Source organism: Candidatus Dadabacteria bacterium (genome assembly GCA_009837205.1).
Taxonomy (GTDB): Bacteria; Desulfobacterota_D; UBA1144; order Nemesobacterales; family Nemesobacteraceae; genus Nemesobacter.
In genome coordinates this window covers 103,070-121,035 of sequence record VXTZ01000022.1, presented here as the reverse complement: position 1 = coordinate 121,035, position 17,966 = coordinate 103,070, and the positions used below count along the sequence as shown (strand labels likewise).

The window sequence follows — 17,966 nt, the reverse complement described above, 5'->3', positions numbered from 1 at the left end:
CAGAACCGCGGCCCGCTTAGCCGAAACCGTAGTAATCAATCCCCAGATGGCTTATCAGTTCCTCGCCCTGCAGGTAGCGAAGCGTGTTCTGCAGCTTGGTGAACTGAACGAAAAGATCGTGCTCTGGGTAGAGCCTCTTATCGACCATGGGACTTTTGAAATAAAAGGAAAGCCACTCCTGGACCCCGTAGATACCGGCGCGATGCGCAAGATCTAGGAACAGCACGAGATCAAGAACCACCGGTGCGGCGAGTATACTGTCACGGCAGAGAAAATTGATCTTTATCTGCATGGGATAATCAAGCCATCCGAAAACATCTATATTGTCCCACGCCTCTTTTTCGTCTCCGCGCGGCGGGTAGTAGTTTATTCTTACCTTGTGGTAGTAATCCGAGTAAAGCTCAGGATTTATCTCGGGCTGAAATATGTACTCAAGTGCACCCAGCTTGCTTTCTTCCTTGGTTTTGAAAGAACCGGGATCATCAAGCACCTCTCCGTCCCGGTTACCCAGTATATTGGTTGAAAACCACCCGTTGAGCCCGAGCATCCTGCTTTTAAGACCCGGAGCCAGAATAGTCTTCATGAGTGTCTGGCCGGTTTTGAAGTCTTTGCCGGCTATTGGAACCTCGTTTTCAATCGCGAGCTGCTGAAGCGCGGGGATGTCCACGGATAGATTAGGGGCCCCGTTCCCGTAGGAGGCGCCGCATTTTATGGCCGCGTAGGCGTAGATCATGCTCGGGGGAATATCGTCGTGATTTTCCCTTAGCCCCTTCTCGAAACTCTCTATGGTTTCATGAACTTCCGACGGCTCAAGATATACCTCGGTACTCCCGCACCAGAGCATTACCAACCTTTCGATATCGTTTTCCCTCTGGAATCTCTTTATGTCCCTGATCAGGGCCTCGGCAAGATGCATCTTCGTCTTGCCCCTTTTTACGTAGGAACCCTTGAGATTACGGACGTACCTGTTATCGAAAACAGCCCGCATAGGTGACTCTTTTTCAAGATCCCGTCTTATTTTCCCGAGAAGTTCGGGACTGAGCACTCCGGCCCGAAGCGCCGAGGCGTGGCAGTCTTCATCGTGTATGTCCCATCCGGCAAACACCATGTCCTGGATTTCGGCCAGCGGAACCAAATCTTTTATGAGAGGAAAGTTCTTCTCGGTTCTTTTGCCGAGCCTGATTTTCCCCATCTGCGTCAGGGAGCCGATGGGCCTTCCCACTCCCTTTACCACCGCCTTTACGCCCGCTATGAAAGTTGTGCTTACCGCCCCGCTCATCCCAGGGATCAGCACCCCAAGCTTTCCCTTGGCCGGGCGGATGTCGAATTTTCTCTGGAACTTCTGGTTTGGATCGGTCAAGTATGAATTACCTTTTGGAGAACTGCTGTCCCCTTCTCGCCTTGCGTTTCCCATACTTTTTGCTCTCAACCATCCTGGGATCGCGTTTCAGCAGTCCGGAAACCTTGAGTTTCTTGCGAAGCGACTCGTTGGCCTTGAGAAGGGCTCTGGCAAGTCCGTGGCTCATGGCTCCCGCCTGGCCGGTAAGTCCTCCTCCCTTCACCCTGACCATCACGTCATACTCCATAGAAGTATCGGTGACGCTAAGTGGTTCGCGGGCCTTTATCTGCCATACTTCTCTGGGAAAGTACTCTTCCACGGATTTTTTGTTCACGGTAATGGAACCGCTACCTCTCCTAAGCCAGACTCTTGCGATTGACGTTTTTCTTCTCCCCGTGCCATTGTAAATAACGGTTTCAGGCATAATGAATCAGACCTCCAGAACCTCGGGATTTTGGGCCATGTGCGGATGCTTGTCTCCGACATAGACTTTCATCCGCTGTATGAGTTTCTTCTGCCACCTGTTTTTGGGAAGCATCCCCCAGACGGCCTTGCGGATTATCTCTCCCGGCTTTTTCTCGGCCAGTTCTTGCGCAGTAACGGATTTAAGTCCCCCGGGATAGTGGGAATGGCTGTAGTAGGTTTTCTGCTCCCACTTCCTGCCAGAGAATGTGGCTTTATCGGCGTTGACTATAACGACGAAATCTCCGATATCCGAATGAGGAGCAAACTGCGGTTTGCCCTTGCCCCTAAGAATCGAAACCACCTTGGTTGCAAGCCTTCCGACGGGTTTTCCCCGAGCGTCGATCAGGTACCACTTCTTTTCAAAATCGTCGTTTCTGGCCATGTATGACTTCATAGTATTCTCTCTTCGGATAAATTAAGGGTATCGATTCTACCGAATGTAAGCTCAAAGTCAAAGAAATTTAAGCGGGTCGGACAAAAGATTTAGAAGTCATAAAAAGCAATGACGAATATTTTCGAGAGAATGAAGTCGAAAAGTATTATCAGGAAAAGCGAGATCACAACAGTTTTAGTGGTGGCGTTTCCGACCCCGCGTGTTCCCCCCTCGGCCTTCATTCCCACATAGCAGCCCGTGATCGCCACTATGATTCCGAAAAACAGCGTCTTGGAAATACCGGTCATCAGGTCTTCAAGAGAAACCCAGCCTCTTATGCTTTCGATGAAAAGAGTGGGTTTCACGTTAAGTTCCATCTGAGAGATGATCATCGCCCCTCCTATGCCCGCGAGGTTAGATATTACCGCAAGCAGTGGAAAAGATATGATGCATGCCATAAGCCTCGGAGAGACAAGTTTTCTGATCGGATCGGCTCCAAGGGTCTTTATGGCGTCTATCTGCTCCGTTACCTTCATCGAGCTTATCTCGGCCGTGATACCGGAACCAACCCTACCGCCCACAAGAAGAGAGGTTATTATGGGACCGAGCTCCCTCACGAACGAGAGAGTAACCACGGGACCTACAAGCCCCTTCGCCCCGAACCACGCGAATCCCCACGCCAGCTGCACCACCATCACCATTCCGATCGCCATGGCGGAAACCACTACTATTGAGATGGAACGATAACCTATATCGTATATCTGGGCCATCAGAAGACCGTAATCATATGGGGGAGTAACAGTAGCTACGATTGAATTCCAGAAGAAAAAACAGACCTCTCCAACACCGAGAACAAAGTTAAGAAAACTGTTGAAAACCTCGGATACAAACCTGCTCATTTAGCCCAGATCTCCTCGAAACCTGAAACGAAATCAATGAACTTCCCAAGATTCGCTTTGAAGTCGGCCGAGCCTGCAGAATAACTGAAGTCATAATCGCACTTGCCGGACTTATGCACTACCGTCGCAAGCATGAAACTCTCATCGTCAAGCGACGCCTCGTATTCTGTGTATAGCCCCGCGGCACCGTCGACTTCTATATCCTCTCGCAGTTTAATCCGCTTCTTGCTCAAGCCAACCACCAAGGAATCCGAGAGCGTCTGAAGATTATAATCCCGGTCCGTGCAGAGCGAACTTACCGTTAGGACGAGGTCACTCGCCGGATTGTAAAAAGCTATATCCCCACCTTCTATCGACACTCTTTCCCAGTTCTGCGAAAGAGGTGCGACACGGTAACTGTTTAGTTCCGTGGTGTAGACCCAGTCCTTCATCTTTCCAGACTTCCTGTCATCACCCGAGGCATAGTTCACCAGAAACTTCGTGGCAGAGCACGAACTCATAAGGAAAATCAGCGAAAGCCCCAAGAAAAAAAAGACCTTTTCCCGCATAGTGCAAAAACTCCATCGCCCAGTAAGGACACGTAAGTGCTTAACGTACTTGAATATATACTAAAAACCAAGCATCATAGGACCCAAAAACAAACCGAGGTGCTATATTGAGTTCCGTAACCATATACACAAGTTTTTATTGCATTTACTGCAGAAGGGCAAAAAGGCTCCTTGACAAAAAACAAGTGGACTACGAAGAGATAAGGCTTGATGAAGACATAGAAAAAAGAAAGGAACTCGTTGAGAGCCTTAACTGGAGAACCGTACCCATGATCTTCGTAAATGAGCAGTTCATAGGCGGTTATGACGACCTTGCGGCCCTTGAGCGTTCAGGGGAACTTGACCGCATGCTTGCTTCCTAAACACAAGGCGATTCCTGATTACGCCTTCCCGTCGACTGGGAGCCTTTGACATCTCCACAGCCAGCCTGTACCATTGTATTTAGATTCAGGTTAAGGGAATCGGGTGAAAGTCCCGAACTGTTCCCGTAGCCGTAATAAGGGTTTTTTCCAGCCCATGCGAAGCGTGCTTGCGCTTCGGGTCACTGGCTTTAATACAGCCGGGAAGGCCGTATCTGGAAAAGTTGCTCTGTTTTGATAACAGGCGGCCCTTTAAGTCGGAAGACCTGCCTGAGTCAATCTAGTGGCTCTGCCTCGGGAGTTAGGCGTATGGCGATTAAAAACACATTTTTTATTTCCGGCGCATTCGCGCATTTTCTTATTTCCGCCCTATGTGTTCATTCATTTAGCCGCTCTTCCGGGGAAAGCTATCTACCAGCACCTGGAGGAGTCAAGAATGAACAGACTTAAAATATTTTTCGCCTTTATTTTGATCCTAGCTTTGTTTCCGTCCGCGGGTTTTTCGGAAGAAAACAGAGCAGAAAAGATTGTAGTGACGGGAACAAAAACCTGGATTGACGCCGAGCGTCTCGGATCTACGGTTACCGTCATTGACAGAGAAGAAATCGAGAAGAGCGGGGAAAAAGACATCTCATCGATACTTTCGAGAGTTGCAGGATTCAACGTGGTCGGCACGGGAAGTCGTGGAGGGAACTCATCGATTTTTGTAAGGGGAGGCCAGTCGGACTATAACCTTGTGATGATAAACGGCGTTCAGATAAACCAAGCTGGAGGAGGTTTTGACATCTCTTCCCTTACCACTGAGAACATAGAGAGAATAGAGATAATAAAGGGCGCACACTCATCTCTTTACGGTTCCGACGCGGCATCTTCCGTTATAAACATAATAACGAAACGCGGAAGCGGAAAAATGAAAAAAGCAAGCTCCGTGGCCTTAGGATTCCGTGCCGAAGACGCCATGATCCTTGAGCATTCCTCAAGCATCTCGGGCAGTTTTGAGAAGCTGGGCTATTTTATTTCTCACCAGAGAATCATCGATGAGGGCATCTTAGAAATCAATAACGATTACAAAAACAATAACTTCACGGCGAACCTGAGCTTGGAAGCAAGCGACAATTTAAATCTCTCATTTTTCTCCATATACAGAGATTCAAAGTTCGAATTCCCGACCGCGGGAGCGGGAGACAGGCTTGATGCGTTTGCTGACCCCGACAGCCAGACGAAAGAAAAATCGCTCGTCACGGGCTCGGACATTGTTTTTTCCCCGACGCAGTGGTGGGAGAACTCTTTTAAGATCGGATATATGAAACTTGACCGGGAAAGCTATGACGGTCCCGAGCCCATTGAACTGGACGGGTCCGAATCAGAGTTTGATACTCTTGATAAAAGAATATCGCTTGAGTACGGGTCAAGTTTTTTTGTCGACTTCGATCAGATCTCAAGCGTAACTTCAACGGGTTTCGAGTACGAAAAAGAAAGTTTCGAGACGGACTCTCTGGATGAATCAAGAAAAAACTACGCCTTCTACGCCCAGAACAACTTTGGGTTGCTTAATATGTTCTTCGTAACAGCGGGCATAAGATATGACGACAATGAGGCATTCGGGGGCGAGTGGAGTCCGAGTGTCTTTGCTAAGTGGAAGATCAAAGAATCCGGAACCGAGATAAGAGGAGGAATTAGCAGAGGAATCAAGGAAGCGAATTTTTTTGAAAATTTCAGCACGGCTTTCGGAACAATACCCAACCCGGATCTGAAACCCGAAGAAGCCCTGACTGCGGAAGTAGGCTTTAACCAGCCGCTGTTTGATAACACAGTCGAACTTGACTTGAGTTTCTTCCAAAACAAATTCAAAAACATTATCGCATACAGCTTCACGCCGTTTGAAAACGGCACCAATTACGAGAACATAAGCCGCGCGAAGTCGGAGGGGGCAGAAGCTGCAATCCGTTTTTACCCGAGCAGCGTTTTAACCTTAAGCGCAGCCTACACGTATGTTAAAACCGAAGTAAACGATGACGGCGGCCTCGGGTCTCCGTCCTTCTCTAAGGGAGAAAGGCTCGTACGGATCCCTGAGCATTCGTTCTCATTTAATACAGGTTATTCAAAAAATGCTTTTGACTTTAGCCTTTCGGGAAATTACGTAGGCAGTAGAGATGATGTGGACTGGAGCGGGTTTCCAAGCACCAGAGTTAAAAACGATTCTTTTTTTCTCGTTGACGTAGCGACTTCCTACGAAATCAGCGTGAAAAGATTTGTTGACAAAATCAAGCTGTTTTCAAGAATCAATAACTTGTTCAACGAAGATTATGAAAATGTTTTCGGTTTTTCATCCCCGGGGTTCAGCATGATTTCCGGAGTTTCAATAGTCCGGTAGCGAAGCGGGTTCGAGAAGCTGTCTTGGCGGAGAAAAATCGAGGCTGATCTCAACTGGCCGGGGTGGTGGCTTGAGTTGAGGCTGTCAAGAAACCGTGCAAGACGCAAAGTCCGCAAGACAGCTTCCCGGATGCGTCCGCATCCACCGTCTTTTTAGGTCTTTACGGGTTAAGGTTTAAATTCGGGAATAACCTCTTTTCCAAAAAGCTCAATCGAGTGCGCTATGACTTCGGCAGGAGCCTGGGGAAACACCATTCTGCACATTATGTTGCGGATTCCCGCTTTCTCTGCGTACTTCTTTACCTCCTGAACGCAGTGCTCAGGGGTGCCGATCATAAAGCGGTCTTCCGCCATGTATTCGAAGAAAGGATCATCAGGGTCAGTTATGGTTTTCCCTCTTATCACTATCTTGACCCCTAGGCTTAGGTAAAACTTGTACATGTTTATTACGTACTCGGTTCCACCTGCAATGGCCTCTTCCGTACTCTCACGCACGTAAGTTTCCCGAAGCAGTATGTGCTCCGCTTCGGACGGATCGCGACCGGCTTTCTCAGCCTCATCGTTATACCACCCTAGAGTATCCATTATCATGGGAACCGTCCTGCCGGGGCCGATAAGAAGCGGGTACCCGAGGCGCCCGGCTCGCCGTACGGCGGGTTCCTCGAAAGCTCCTATGTATATAGGTATGGGTCTCTGCACGGGCTTGGGAGTAACATCTATGTTTGAGAAGCTGAACCTCTTGCCTTCATAGGAAAAGGGGCCGTCCTCCCAGCATTTCTCGATTATCTCTATGCCTTCTTCAATCCTCGAGGGTCTTTGCGCCACCGGAATTCCGAACCCTTCGAACTCTTCTTTTCTGTATCCTATTGCAACTCCCAGATCGAATCTTCCGCCGGAAATGAGATCGACCGTAGCAGCGTCTTCGGCCACCCTCACGGGGTTATGAAGCGTGAGTATAAAGGCTCCGGTACCTATTCTCACCCTCTCAGTCACAGCGGCCATCGCGGCGGCCATCCCAAGGGGTGAAGAGCAGTAACCATCCTCAAGAAAATGATGCTCGGAAAGCCAGACCGAATCGAAATTCACCGCTTCGGCAAGTCTCACGTGCTCTAGGGAATTTCTGTAAAGATCCACATGGCGGTAATCAAGATCCTTGTGGGTCTGCATGCTGAAGAGTCCGACTCCGAATTTCATTTCACACCTCCAGGATATTTACTGAATTATTTGCCTTTAAACCGTAAATTAACCATAATTCTACCGTGGTCGCTATCTACTTCCAAAACCATAATCGAGGTGCCATATAATGGGAAAAGAAATAAAATTTGGACTTTCCGCTCCGATGCCAGGAGCTGACGTTGACGGACTCGTAAATTTCTCGATAAAAGCCGACCAGCTTGGATTCGACACCATATGGTACCCCGACCATCTGCTTTTCGTGGCGCCGGGAGCAATTGCTCCCGAGGCGTGGACCGTGGCTGCGGCTGCGGCAATGAAAACGGAAAACATAGCTTTGGGAACGGTTTCCGATCCTCACAGGATGCATCCCGCCGTTTTCGCCCAGAGACTCGCAACCGTTGATCAGCTTTCAAAGGGCAGGGTAGTGCTTTCCCTAGGAGTCGGGGAATCGATGAATCTTGACGCGTTCGGAATCGACTGGGGAAAACCCCTTTCGAAACTCAGAGAGTCCATAGAAGTCATGGAGCTTCTTTGGGAAACCGACGAACCCGTAGATTTTGACGGAAAGTTCTACAACCTTGAGAACGCATTTTTGCAGATAAAGCCCTACGAGAGAAACAAGATGCCGTTTTACATGGCCACCCACACGCCCAAGGGGCTTCAGTTGACGGGAGAAAAAGGCGACGGATGGCTGCCGATAGACCTGAATCCCGATCTCTATTCCGGCTACCTCGGGGAGATAAAGGCCGCAGCGGATAACGTGGGAAGATCACTTGACGACGGTTTTGACCCAGCCCTGTGGGTATTCACCTCTCTTGGAGAAAGCGTTGACGCCGCCTACGAGACTCTAGAACCTTTCAAGTACGTGCTGGTCATGCAAGACCAGTTGCTGAAAGCCGGCTACGACGTCGAGATACCCGAAGAATATCACGGTCTTAACTACTTCAACATAGTGCCGACTGATGAAGAGGGAAGGCAGAGGTTCAGGCAGCTCGGGCAGCTTTTCCCGAGAGAAGCCATACTTGACTTCACCATTACGGGATCGAAAAAGGACTGCATAGAGAAAATCGAGAAGTTCATAGATGCGGGGGTAAGGAATTTCGTGTTGTTCTACAGGTTCAGCCCCGATCCGGACTTGGCTCTTGAAACTTACTCAAAAGAGATAATTCCTTACTTCAAATAAGCTCTCAGCGGGATTGCGTTCAATTCTGATTGCCGCAAAAACTCTCCAAGGTAGAAATACGAGATTCGTGTTGTGTTGCTTGCCTGATTCCGTAAAAAATCCTCAAGATCGCAGATTTTGACAAAATCATTGAGGTGTTTGAATCTCGTTTTGATGCTATAGCTGTAATAATAACGGCTTAAGCGGACTAGGAAGGAACAGTTGCTAATTCCCCGATTTCCCTCAATTTATTGACAATCGTCAAAGCTCCTAGTTAGTATAGAAATGTGCGGTTGGTGGAATAGCCGGGTTTAAAAACTCCGGAGGGAAAGCGCTTTTGAAGAAAACGGCCGCTGTTATAGTTTCCGCAATAATTCTTTTGGCCTGGGGCTCAGTGTCATGGATGGTTCTTCCATGGCACCAGATGGTAGCTAATAAATTTACAAACGAACCCGAGGTTGCCAAAGTCATAGAGGCAAATGCCCCGAAACCGGGCATTTACTATCTGCCGTTTTCCCATAAGGATCACGAGGCGGGGGAAACTGCTGCCTTCGTAAACGCCCTCCCTCAGGCCTACCCCCCCAGCATGGCAAATCAGCTTCTGACCCAGTTCCTCGGCGACCTCGTAAGCGTTCTGATCGTTATCTATCTGCTCTCCCAGACAGCTGGCCTGGGTTACTGGGGACGGGTGGGGTTTGTTGCCTCTATCGGGGCGGCAATAGGGCTTATAAGCCATTTTCCTTACTGGAACTGGTTTGGTTTTCCTACTCTCTACGTAGCGGTCATCGTCATTGACAGTCTCATTGCCTGGTTTCTGGCAGGACTAATGATAGCAAAACTGGTCGCAAGAAATACGAAAAAGGTAACCTTAAGGATAGGTGTTATTGATTAACCCGCGGAGATGTCCGTCCCGGATCCTCAGCGTTCGCCGGATGTGAAATGGTTCACAAACTCGACTCTGCTGAAGTAAAGGAAATTCAGACGGTCAGGTTCAAGCCCTTTTACGTACGGTTTGATCATGTTCTGCTGAACCGAGTTAAGATAAGGAACTATCGGAACGTCGGTTTCCGTAAGAATTCTCTGGGCACTGTTGTAAAGGTCCGTTCTTTGCCCGCGATCCAGAATCCCGGCTGCCTTCTCCACTAATCGATCGTACTCCGGATTGCACCACCTAGTACGGTTATTCCCGCTTCCACATTCAAATAGATTCATGAAATTGTGAGGATCCGGAAAATCCGCCTGCCATCCAGCCCTGAATACGGGCGGAGGATCCGTTCTGAGCGTACTAAGGTATACGGTCCATTCCTGGTTCACGAGCTTCACCTCGATGCCGAGATGCTCCTTCCACATGCTCTGGAACGCCTCGGCTACAATTCTGTTGTTTCCGGTATCCGGATAAAGAAAAGCGGTCTTGGGAAAATTCTCTCCGCCCGGATAGCCAGCCATCTCAAGAAATTTCCTCGCCTTCTGCACATCAAATGAAATACCGATCCGGGGATTGTGGGCAAGCATGTCAATGGGTATCCATGAAGTTACGGGCATTCCCGCCCCTTGGAGAAGTCCCGCGAGGCTTTTCCTGTCTATCGAACTCGCGAAAGCCTTTCTCACCAGAGGATTGTCAAACGGGGGTTTTTTAGTGTTAAATCCTATGTAGTTGTTTCTGAAAACCACGCTCTGTTTAAAATCCGGCAGCTTCATAACCCTTGGAACCTCAAGCAGGGGAATTCCCTTGCTGTCAAGAAAATCGAGCTCCCCGCTTTCATAAAGGGCAAGGGTGGATACGGGATTCTCGTTCATTATCATCTTTACCTTCTTAGCGCTTTTGGGTTTCTCCCCCCAGTAGCCTTCATACTCCTCGATAAGAACTTCCTTATGATGCTTCCACTCCTTTAATCTATAAGGCCCCAGAGTTACTATGTTCACAGCTTCAGTCCACCTGGTTCCGTATCTCTCAACAATATCTTTTCTCATCGGGAAAGTGGACATGAAAGTCACTAGGCTCAGAAAATAGGCCCTAGGTTTTTCAAGGGTAACAATAAGAGTATGTTCATCCGGGGCTTTTACCCCGACTTTGGCAAAATCCTTTATCTCTCCTGAGTTAAATTTCCTGGCGTTTTTTACGTCAAAAAGAAAGTAGGCGTAGCTTCCGGCGGTTTCGGGTTTAAGAATCCTTTTCCATGAATAAAGGAAATCCCCGGCTCGAAGCGGCACCCCGTCTGTCCAGAGGACTTTTTCCCTTATTTTAAAGGTATAAGTCCTTCCATCCTCGCTTACCCGCCAGCTTCGCGCGAGAGCGGGTACGGGTTCGTATTTTCCATCAAACGCCGCGAGGCCGTCCATTATGTTCTCTATGATTGTAAAAGATGTGACATCGGTAGCCAGAGACCAGTCAAGCGTGGGAGGTTCGGTGCCGATATTTATGTTAAGCGTGTCCTTGCGGGAAATATCTACGGCGTCGGGGGCCCTGTTCCCTGAACCGCAGGAAATGAAAAGAAGAATGCAGAGAATCGGAAGAAATTCTTTCGATCTTTTCATAATGACAGTTTGAAAATCCCGCAATGGTGCCGGTTGCTTGATAAAAATTTCTGAAAGCCGAAAATCAGGTTCAACCTCTAGTTTAATTACTGCCCGAAGACCTTGAACCTTCCGTTTTCTACTATTCCTACAATCGGTTCGTAAACCGCGTCCCCGTAACGGTCAAAATAGAACTCGCCTAAAAGCGTGTCCGCCCTGATATCGGCCATTGCGTCGCGTATATAGCCTCTGGGTCGGTTGAAGAGGCATCGGCGATGGCCTCGGCCAGTATATAAGTAGATGCGTAGGACAGTGCGGCGAAAGCATCAGGCTCGCCGTATTTTGCCCGGAAATTTTCAAGAAACCTGCGGTTTTCGGGTGTATCAATGTCCGCAATCCAGGTCGTAAAGGTAATAGCGCCCTCGGCCGCATCTGCGGCTTCTCTCACATCATCCTGAGTAGCCAGGGTAACGAGAAAAGGAATATTCATATCCATTCCGAGCCGCCGGGCCTGAGTCATGACTCCTCTGCGGCCCGGAGCCAGAGCCGATATGAAAAGAGCCTCGGGCAGAGGGACAGCATTTATTATGTCGGTTAACTGGCCAGTCAGGTCGGGAAGTGCACCGGTTGGTCGAGAATAAGTTTGCTCGCTCACGACCCTGACACCATGCTTTTCAAGCTCCTCTTTTACCTTTTCGTGGTTACTTGAGGAAAAAGCATCAGCTTCATTCACTATCGTGGCTACGTTATCGTAACGCAACTGCTCTCTGGTAACCATGACGCCAGCCTGCACAAGCGGGTCGACGGTGAGGGATGCACGGAAGGCAAATTCGCTTCTGGCGCTGAGACCGCGCGCCGCGGACGTGGGACTGAAAGCTACAACCTTGTTTTGCTGCGCAACCGGAATGATTCTTTCAGTGGCACTCGACGTAAAAGGACCAAGAACGGCGACCACTCCGTCCTGCTCAATAAGTTTTCTGTAGGCTCTCTCGGCGCCGTCCGGGGTACCCTCGGAATCCTCAACTATGAACCTGATTTCTTTTCCGCCAAGCAGTGGCGATTCGTTAATTTCCCCAAGGGCAAGCTCCATGCCGTTTTTCATCTGCAGGCCGTTTGAGGAAAGCGGACCGGTAAGGGGAACAACAACACCGACGCCAATCTCTTCGGTTTCGTTCTGGCCACAGGAGAAAGAACCGAGAAGCAGCAACACAACGGCTCCGGCAGCAAGCATAAATGCAGTTACTTTTTTTATGTTAAAGTCCTCCGACAACCATCCATCTTTTCGGGAAAGATACCCGTTCAAACGCCCAGGATCAAAACCGTGCTGACAGGCCTGAATAACGAGATTACTGGAGGGCTTCAAACTTGCCGCCGCGGACTATCCTTACCACGGGACTGTAGACCCCATCCCCATTCTCGTCAAAATAGAATTTCCCGAAAATAGTGTCGTCCAGAGCAGATTCCGGACCGATCATCTGCAGGGCCGCCCTGATATCCTCCGGACTGGCTGTTGAAGCGCGCGTGATGGTAGCAGCCAGTATTTGGGTGGAAGCGTAGGAGCGGGCCGAGTACGCATCGGGGTCCTCTTCGTATTTCGCTTTGTATTTCCCGACGAAATCCACGCTCCGGGGCGTGCTGTCGTCTACCCAGTTCGTAACTGCAATGACACCTTCGGTCGCCCCCCTCAGCACCTTCTCAGCCTCCGCCACATCCGTCTCCGTGAGTCCAATTACGATCAGGGGAACTGTTATGCCCATCTCGCGGGCCTTGACTATTACCCCCTGGCGCCCCGGCGAAAGTGCCGAAACGAATATCACGTCCGCACCCGAGTCCCTTATGGCGCGTAACTGCTCCGTGAGATCGGGAAGGGAGTCGTTCTTTGCTCGGCTGAAACTCTGCTCTTCCACGACTTCCACGTCCGGGCACTTCGCAAGTTCCTCAAGCACCTTGTCGTTGCTGCTCATGGAGAAAGCGTCGTCTATGTTGACTATAGTCGCCGCTTTTGAATACTTCAGAGCGCCTTTGGTTTCCTTTACTCCTTCGGGCACCATTTTGTCCACGGTAAGGGAAGTGCGGAATATGAAATCGCCAGGAGCGGTGATCCCGCTTGGACTCGCGGCGGAGGTCGGACTTATGGCCACCACATTGCTTTCGTTCACGAGCGGGGCAATTCTTCTTGTCGAGCTGGAACTCCACGGACCGATTACCGCACTCACAGCGTCCTCGCCGAGAAGCTTCCTGAAAGCCCTCTCCGCACCGTCCGGAGTGCCTTCGGTATCTTCAAAAACCAGGCGGAGATCCATCCCGCCGAGAAGCGCCGACGCGTTGATCTCCTCCACGGCGAGCTCGACGCCTTTTTTCATGTTTCCCCCGAGCCCCTCTGACACTCCCGTAAGGGGAAAGGCGACGCCGACTGCAACCTCCTCGTCGCTATCCTCATGGCAGGAAACAAGACCGAGGACCGCAACCGCAGCCACCACGGCAAAAAATAAAAGCGCAACTACTTTTCTCATTTTAAAACAATCTCACTTTCTGATGGTTATTCACTATCGGAGAGGGCAACCAGAACAGAGTCCTTCTCAACCGTCTCCCCTTCTTTAACCCTTATTTCCTTTATGACACCCGAAGCGGAGGCCTTAAGTTCGCTTTCCATTTTCATGGCTTCGACCACTACGACACTATCCCCAACCTCGACGCTATCTCCCTGCTTTTTAAGGATCTTCACCACCCTGCTGTGCATCGGCACCGTTATGTTAAGACTCCCTGTGCCTTCTGCCTGGGAGGCGTCCCTTCCGGAAACGGCTTCCAGTTCGTAGAGATCGCCTTCGTAGAAAATCTGTATTTTCTTTCCTTCCCTGAATACTCCTACGGTGATGCTCTTGTTGTCAACTAGGATCGAATAGGTGCTTTCATCTATACGCAGAAATTCTATTTCCTTCTGCTCATCATCTATACTGAAAAAGCTCAGTCCTTCCTTCTCTTCGAAGGCTACCTTGTAGGTTTTGTTTCCCAGTTTGAAAGTATAAGTCATAACAGTGGATTCCCGGATACGCCGACCCTTCTGGCAAAAAGTTTCCAGCCCGAAGAAGCAGCGGTTTTCCCCTGCACAATTTGGTTCGAACCACCGTTCATGGCAACGGCGGCGGCCATAAGTATGACTTCAGGATCGGATTCCTCGGGCACAAGAAGTTCTGGATGTCTTTCTATAAAACCCGTGTCAATCTGCGCCTTGCGGAACTCCGGATCCCGCATCATCCTGATCAGAAATCCGAGGTTGGTTCTCACTCCCAGAACCACGTATTCCCTCAGGGCGGAAAGCATCCTGTCTACCGCATCTTCCCGGGAATTTCCCCAGACGACAAGCTTTGAGAGCATCGGATCGTAAAAAGACGTTATCTCGCAGCCGCTGTAAACGGACGAGTCGTCCCTCACTCCCGGACCGCTGGGAGCGCGCACGTAGTGAAGGGGCCCCGGCGAGGGAAGAAAATTGGTGGCGGGGTCCTCCGCGTAAACCCTGCATTCAAGAGCATGCCCCTGCATTTTTATGGCAGACTGCTTGAAAGGCAGTTTTTCCCCCGAAGCTATCCTTATCATCCATTTCACTATATCAAGCCCTGTGATCATTTCCGTAACCGGGTGCTCGACCTGCACCCTGGTGTTCATCTCAAGAAAGTAGAAATTCTCCTCCTGGTCCATTATGAACTCGACCGTGCCGGCCCCGCAATAGTCAACCGCCTTTGCTATGCGAAGCGCAACTTCGCACATGTTTTTTCTGGTCTTCTGGCTTATGAATCCCGAGGGAGCTTCCTCTATCACCTTCTGGTGGCGTCTCTGTATCGAGCATTCGCGCTCGAACAGGTGCAGCAGGTTTCCATGCCTGTCTCCGAGAACCTGGACTTCGACGTGTCTCGGTTGCTGAACGAATTTTTCTATGAATACCGAATCGTCTCCAAAAGAGGAAAACGCCTCACTCCTAGCCATACGAAGGGATGATTCAAATTCCTCCTTGGAATTAACGAGTCTCATTCCCTTTCCGCCCCCGCCTGCAGAAGCCTTTATCATTACCGGGTAGCCAATTTTCTTCGCCACCCTAGAGGCTTCAACATCGGATACGGCTCCCTCAGATCCGGGAACAAGGGGCAAATTCGCTTCTCTGGCTATCTTTCTCGCGGTTACTTTATCCCCCATAAGCCTTATCGCTTCCGCGGAAGGTCCTATGAAAACCACGTCCTCTTTCTCGCACAGTTCGGCGAAGGAATCGTTTTCGGAAAGAAACCCGAATCCTGGGTGTATGGCTTCGGCCCCGGATTCCTTGGCTGCAGCAACTACCTTCTCCCCGACCAAGTAGCTCTCAGAGGGTTTCGACGGTCCTATATGGTAAGCCTCGTCCGCAAGCATAACGTGAAGAGCGTCTCTGTCAGCGTCCGAGTAAACTGCCACCGTAGCAATTCCAAGCTCCCGGCAGGCTCTGATGATTCTTACCGCTATCTCTCCCCTGTTTGCTATCAGTATTTTTTTGAACATTTTCTCACCCGGCCGCTCAGAGGGGAATGTTCCCATGCTTTTTCGGCGGAAGCGTCTGTCTTTTTCCGTTCAGCATCTCAAGCGCCGCTATCACTCTCGGTCTCGTGTCCTCGGGTTTTATGACCTCGTCTATGTAACCCAAGCTCGCAGCGCGGTAAGGATTCGCGAAATTCTTTTTGTACTCCTCAATGAGCCTGATTCTCTCTGTGTCCGGGTCATCCGCAGCGGCTATCTCCCCCCGGGAAATTATGTTCACGGCCCCGTCAGGTCCCATGACCGCGATTTCCGCGGTGGGATAGGCAAGATTGACGTCTCCTCTTATATGTTTCGAGGACATGACGTCGTAAGCACCTCCGTAGGCTTTTCTGGTTATCACGGTAATTCTCGGAACCGTTGCCTCGCAGTAGGCGTAAAGCAGTTTCGCGCCGTGCCTTATGATTCCTCCCCATTCCTGCGAGGTTCCCGGGAGAAAACCCGGCACGTCGACAAAAGTAAGGAGAGGGATATTGAAGGCATCGCAGAACCTTACAAATCTGGCAGCCTTAACCGAAGCGTCTATGTCAAGGCATCCCGCAAGCACTTTGGGCTGGTTTCCAACCACACCGACCGGCTGTCCGTTCATCCTAGCAAACCCTACCACTATGTTCTTTGCGTAGTGTTCCTGGACCTCGAAGAAATACGAATGATCAACTATGGGCCGAATCACATCCAGTATGTCATAAGGCTTGTTGGGATTATCGGGGATAAGCCCGCGAAGGCTCGTCTCTTTTCTGTCCGCGGGGTCATCGCAGGGAATCACCGGAGGATCCTCCATGTTGTTTGAGGGGAGAAAACCCAGGAGTTCCTTTATTATCTCTATTGAGTCCTCGTCATCCTCCGAGGCAAAATGCGCGACGCCGCTTACGGAATTGTGAACCATGGCGCCGCCGAGTTCTTCTGAGGATACCTCTTCATGGGTAACGGTCTTGATCACGTCGGGACCTGTAACAAACATATAGCTTGTGTTTTTCGACATGATCGTAAAATCGTTCATTACCGGGGAATAAACCGCTCCCCCGGCGCACGGACCCATGATCGCGGATATCTGAGGTATGACTCCCGAGGAGATCACGTTCCGAAGAAATATCTCTCCGTACGCTCCTAGACTCTTCACCCCTTCCTGGATTCTTGCCCCGCCGGAATCATTAAGCCCAATGATCGGCGCCCCGGTTGAAAGCGCCAGATCCATTATTTTGCATATCTTCTTTCCCTGCTCAAGACCTAGGGAACCGCCGAAAACCGTAAAGTCCTGAGCGTAGACAAACACCTGGCGTCCTTCAATCTTTCCGTAGCCCGTAACCACGCCGTCGCCGAGGATTCTCCTTTTCTCCATGCCGAAGTCCGTGCAGTCGTGCAGGACAAACTTGTCAAGTTCAACGAAGGTATCTCTGTCAAGAAGCTCGGTTATTCGTTCGCGGGCTGTGTGCTTGCCGGAATCATGCTGTCTTTTGATTCTGGCTTCCCCGCCGCCCAGATTTGCCTCTTTTTCCTTATCTTCAAGAATTCTGACTTTTTCTTTCATCGGATGTACTCCAGACCCACTCACAGTTAAAAACGGATCAGTGAATCATAACACGCAGAGGCGCCGTTTCAAGGTTCCCCAGCGCAAAGAATCTCGAACAGAGCATGGACCTGGGCGCGCAGACTCTCCATGCCGGAGGAGTTCTTTATGAGAAAATCGGCCTGAGAAGTTTTTTCCTCTTCTGACATCTGGGAGTGCATGCGGCGGCGGATTTCCTCAGGCGACATGCCGTCACGGATAGCCACCCTGCGTTCCCTCAATTCTTCGGGACACGTAACTACCACCAGACCGTCGATCAATTCATCAAGACCACCGCCCCCGCGATCTATAAGCGACGCCTCAACAAACACAATCGGTTCGCTACTTCGGGCGGACATCTTCTCCTTTATCCGCTCAAGAATCCTCGGATGGGTTATCCCGTTAAGCCGCTTGCGGTCCTCCTCGTTTGCAAACACTATTTCGGCAAGGGCGCCACGGTCAAGCGTCCCGTCCGCGCAGAGAACCTCCCGGCCGAAACAGTCGACGATTTCCAAAAGCGCGGGCTCCCCAGGCCGCACGATTTCCCTCGCCACCTCGTCTGCATCCACGGTGAACGCCCCGAACTCGCGCAGCATCCCCGCCACAGTCGATTTTCCCGAACCTATATTTCCTGTAAGTCCGTATATTTTCATCT

General features: G+C 50.3%; 17 protein-coding genes and 1 riboswitch. Of the genes, 4 read left to right on the top strand and 13 right to left on the bottom strand.

Going from position 1 to position 17,966, the window contains the following annotated elements; translation table 11 throughout:
* Window positions 1–16 precede the first annotated feature (16 nt).
* The 5 genes from F4Z13_05020 to F4Z13_05000 form a co-directional block, all read right to left on the bottom strand.
* Window positions 17–1,414 (bottom strand): inositol-3-phosphate synthase, encoded by a 1,398-nt coding sequence (locus F4Z13_05020; GenBank protein ID MXZ48599.1) that lies wholly within the window; start codon window positions 1,412–1,414, stop codon window positions 17–19.
* A complete protein-coding gene (rpsI, locus tag F4Z13_05015) occupies window positions 1,368–1,763 on the bottom strand; it encodes a 30S ribosomal protein S9 (GenBank protein ID MXZ48598.1) in 396 nt (131 codons plus the stop codon). Before rpsI ends, F4Z13_05020 begins: the two co-directional genes overlap by 47 nt.
* Window positions 1,764–1,769: 6 nt before the next feature.
* Complete coding sequence (gene rplM / locus F4Z13_05010) at window positions 1,770–2,198, bottom strand: 50S ribosomal protein L13 (GenBank protein ID MXZ48597.1); 429 nt, start codon at window positions 2,196–2,198, stop codon at window positions 1,770–1,772.
* Window positions 2,199–2,287: 89 nt separating this feature from the next.
* Complete coding sequence (locus tag F4Z13_05005) at window positions 2,288–3,076, bottom strand: ABC transporter permease (protein MXZ48596.1); 789 nt, start codon at window positions 3,074–3,076, stop codon at window positions 2,288–2,290.
* The gene (locus tag F4Z13_05000; protein ID MXZ48595.1) at window positions 3,073–3,624 is read right to left on the bottom strand and encodes a hypothetical protein; all 552 of its coding nucleotides are present in this window, start codon (window positions 3,622–3,624) and stop codon (window positions 3,073–3,075) included. The genes F4Z13_05005 and F4Z13_05000 overlap by 4 nt, the downstream gene beginning before the upstream one ends.
* A 107-nt stretch (window positions 3,625–3,731) precedes the next feature.
* Here F4Z13_05000 and grxC point away from each other — a divergent pair, with 107 nt between their 5' ends.
* Window positions 3,732–3,986, top strand: a complete 255-nt coding sequence (gene grxC, locus F4Z13_04995; protein ID MXZ48594.1) for a glutaredoxin 3 — start codon at window positions 3,732–3,734, stop codon at window positions 3,984–3,986.
* A 70-nt stretch (window positions 3,987–4,056) separates the two neighbouring features.
* A riboswitch (cobalamin riboswitch) is annotated at window positions 4,057–4,272 on the top strand.
* A 147-nt stretch (window positions 4,273–4,419) separates the two neighbouring features.
* On the top strand, window positions 4,420–6,357 hold the full coding sequence (locus F4Z13_04990; protein ID MXZ48593.1) for a TonB-dependent receptor: 1,938 nt from the start codon (window positions 4,420–4,422) through the stop codon (window positions 6,355–6,357).
* Between the two features lie 167 nt (window positions 6,358–6,524).
* On the opposite strand, the gene F4Z13_04985 is transcribed toward F4Z13_04990, so the two are convergent.
* Complete coding sequence (locus tag F4Z13_04985) at window positions 6,525–7,550, bottom strand: LLM class flavin-dependent oxidoreductase (protein ID MXZ48592.1); 1,026 nt, start codon at window positions 7,548–7,550, stop codon at window positions 6,525–6,527.
* Window positions 7,551–7,659: 109 nt separating this feature from the next.
* Here F4Z13_04985 and F4Z13_04980 point away from each other — a divergent pair, with 109 nt between their 5' ends.
* Entirely contained in the window at window positions 7,660–8,715 is a 1,056-nt protein-coding gene (locus F4Z13_04980; protein MXZ48591.1) for an LLM class flavin-dependent oxidoreductase, read from the top strand.
* Window positions 8,716–9,031: 316 nt separating this feature from the next.
* Window positions 9,032–9,586 carry a hypothetical protein gene (locus F4Z13_04975; GenBank protein MXZ48590.1) on the top strand — a complete coding sequence of 185 codons (555 nt, stop codon included), beginning with the start codon at window positions 9,032–9,034 and terminating at the stop codon, window positions 9,584–9,586.
* Window positions 9,587–9,612: 26 nt separating this feature from the next.
* Here F4Z13_04975 and F4Z13_04970 read toward each other — a convergent pair whose 3' ends face one another.
* From F4Z13_04970 to F4Z13_04940, 7 genes are all read right to left on the bottom strand, one after another.
* The gene (locus F4Z13_04970) at window positions 9,613–11,229 is read right to left on the bottom strand and encodes a peptide ABC transporter substrate-binding protein (GenBank protein MXZ48589.1); all 1,617 of its coding nucleotides are present in this window, start codon (window positions 11,227–11,229) and stop codon (window positions 9,613–9,615) included.
* Window positions 11,230–11,407: 178 nt separating this feature from the next.
* Entirely contained in the window at window positions 11,408–12,478 is a 1,071-nt protein-coding gene (locus F4Z13_04965; GenBank protein ID MXZ48588.1) for an ABC transporter substrate-binding protein, read from the bottom strand.
* Window positions 12,479–12,554: 76 nt separating this feature from the next.
* The gene (locus tag F4Z13_04960) at window positions 12,555–13,721 is read right to left on the bottom strand and encodes an ABC transporter substrate-binding protein (protein ID MXZ48587.1); all 1,167 of its coding nucleotides are present in this window, start codon (window positions 13,719–13,721) and stop codon (window positions 12,555–12,557) included.
* A gap of 26 nt (window positions 13,722–13,747) precedes the next feature.
* A complete protein-coding gene (locus F4Z13_04955; GenBank protein MXZ48586.1) occupies window positions 13,748–14,239 on the bottom strand; it encodes a hypothetical protein in 492 nt (163 codons plus the stop codon).
* Complete coding sequence (gene accC / locus F4Z13_04950; protein ID MXZ48585.1) at window positions 14,236–15,768, bottom strand: acetyl-CoA carboxylase biotin carboxylase subunit; 1,533 nt, start codon at window positions 15,766–15,768, stop codon at window positions 14,236–14,238. Before accC ends, F4Z13_04955 begins: the two co-directional genes overlap by 4 nt.
* The gene (locus F4Z13_04945; protein MXZ48584.1) at window positions 15,749–17,293 is read right to left on the bottom strand and encodes an acyl-CoA carboxylase subunit beta; all 1,545 of its coding nucleotides are present in this window, start codon (window positions 17,291–17,293) and stop codon (window positions 15,749–15,751) included. Before F4Z13_04945 ends, accC begins: the two co-directional genes overlap by 20 nt.
* Before the next feature lie 68 nt (window positions 17,294–17,361).
* A complete protein-coding gene (locus F4Z13_04940; protein ID MXZ48583.1) occupies window positions 17,362–17,964 on the bottom strand; it encodes a dephospho-CoA kinase in 603 nt (200 codons plus the stop codon).
* Window positions 17,965–17,966 lie beyond the last annotated feature (2 nt).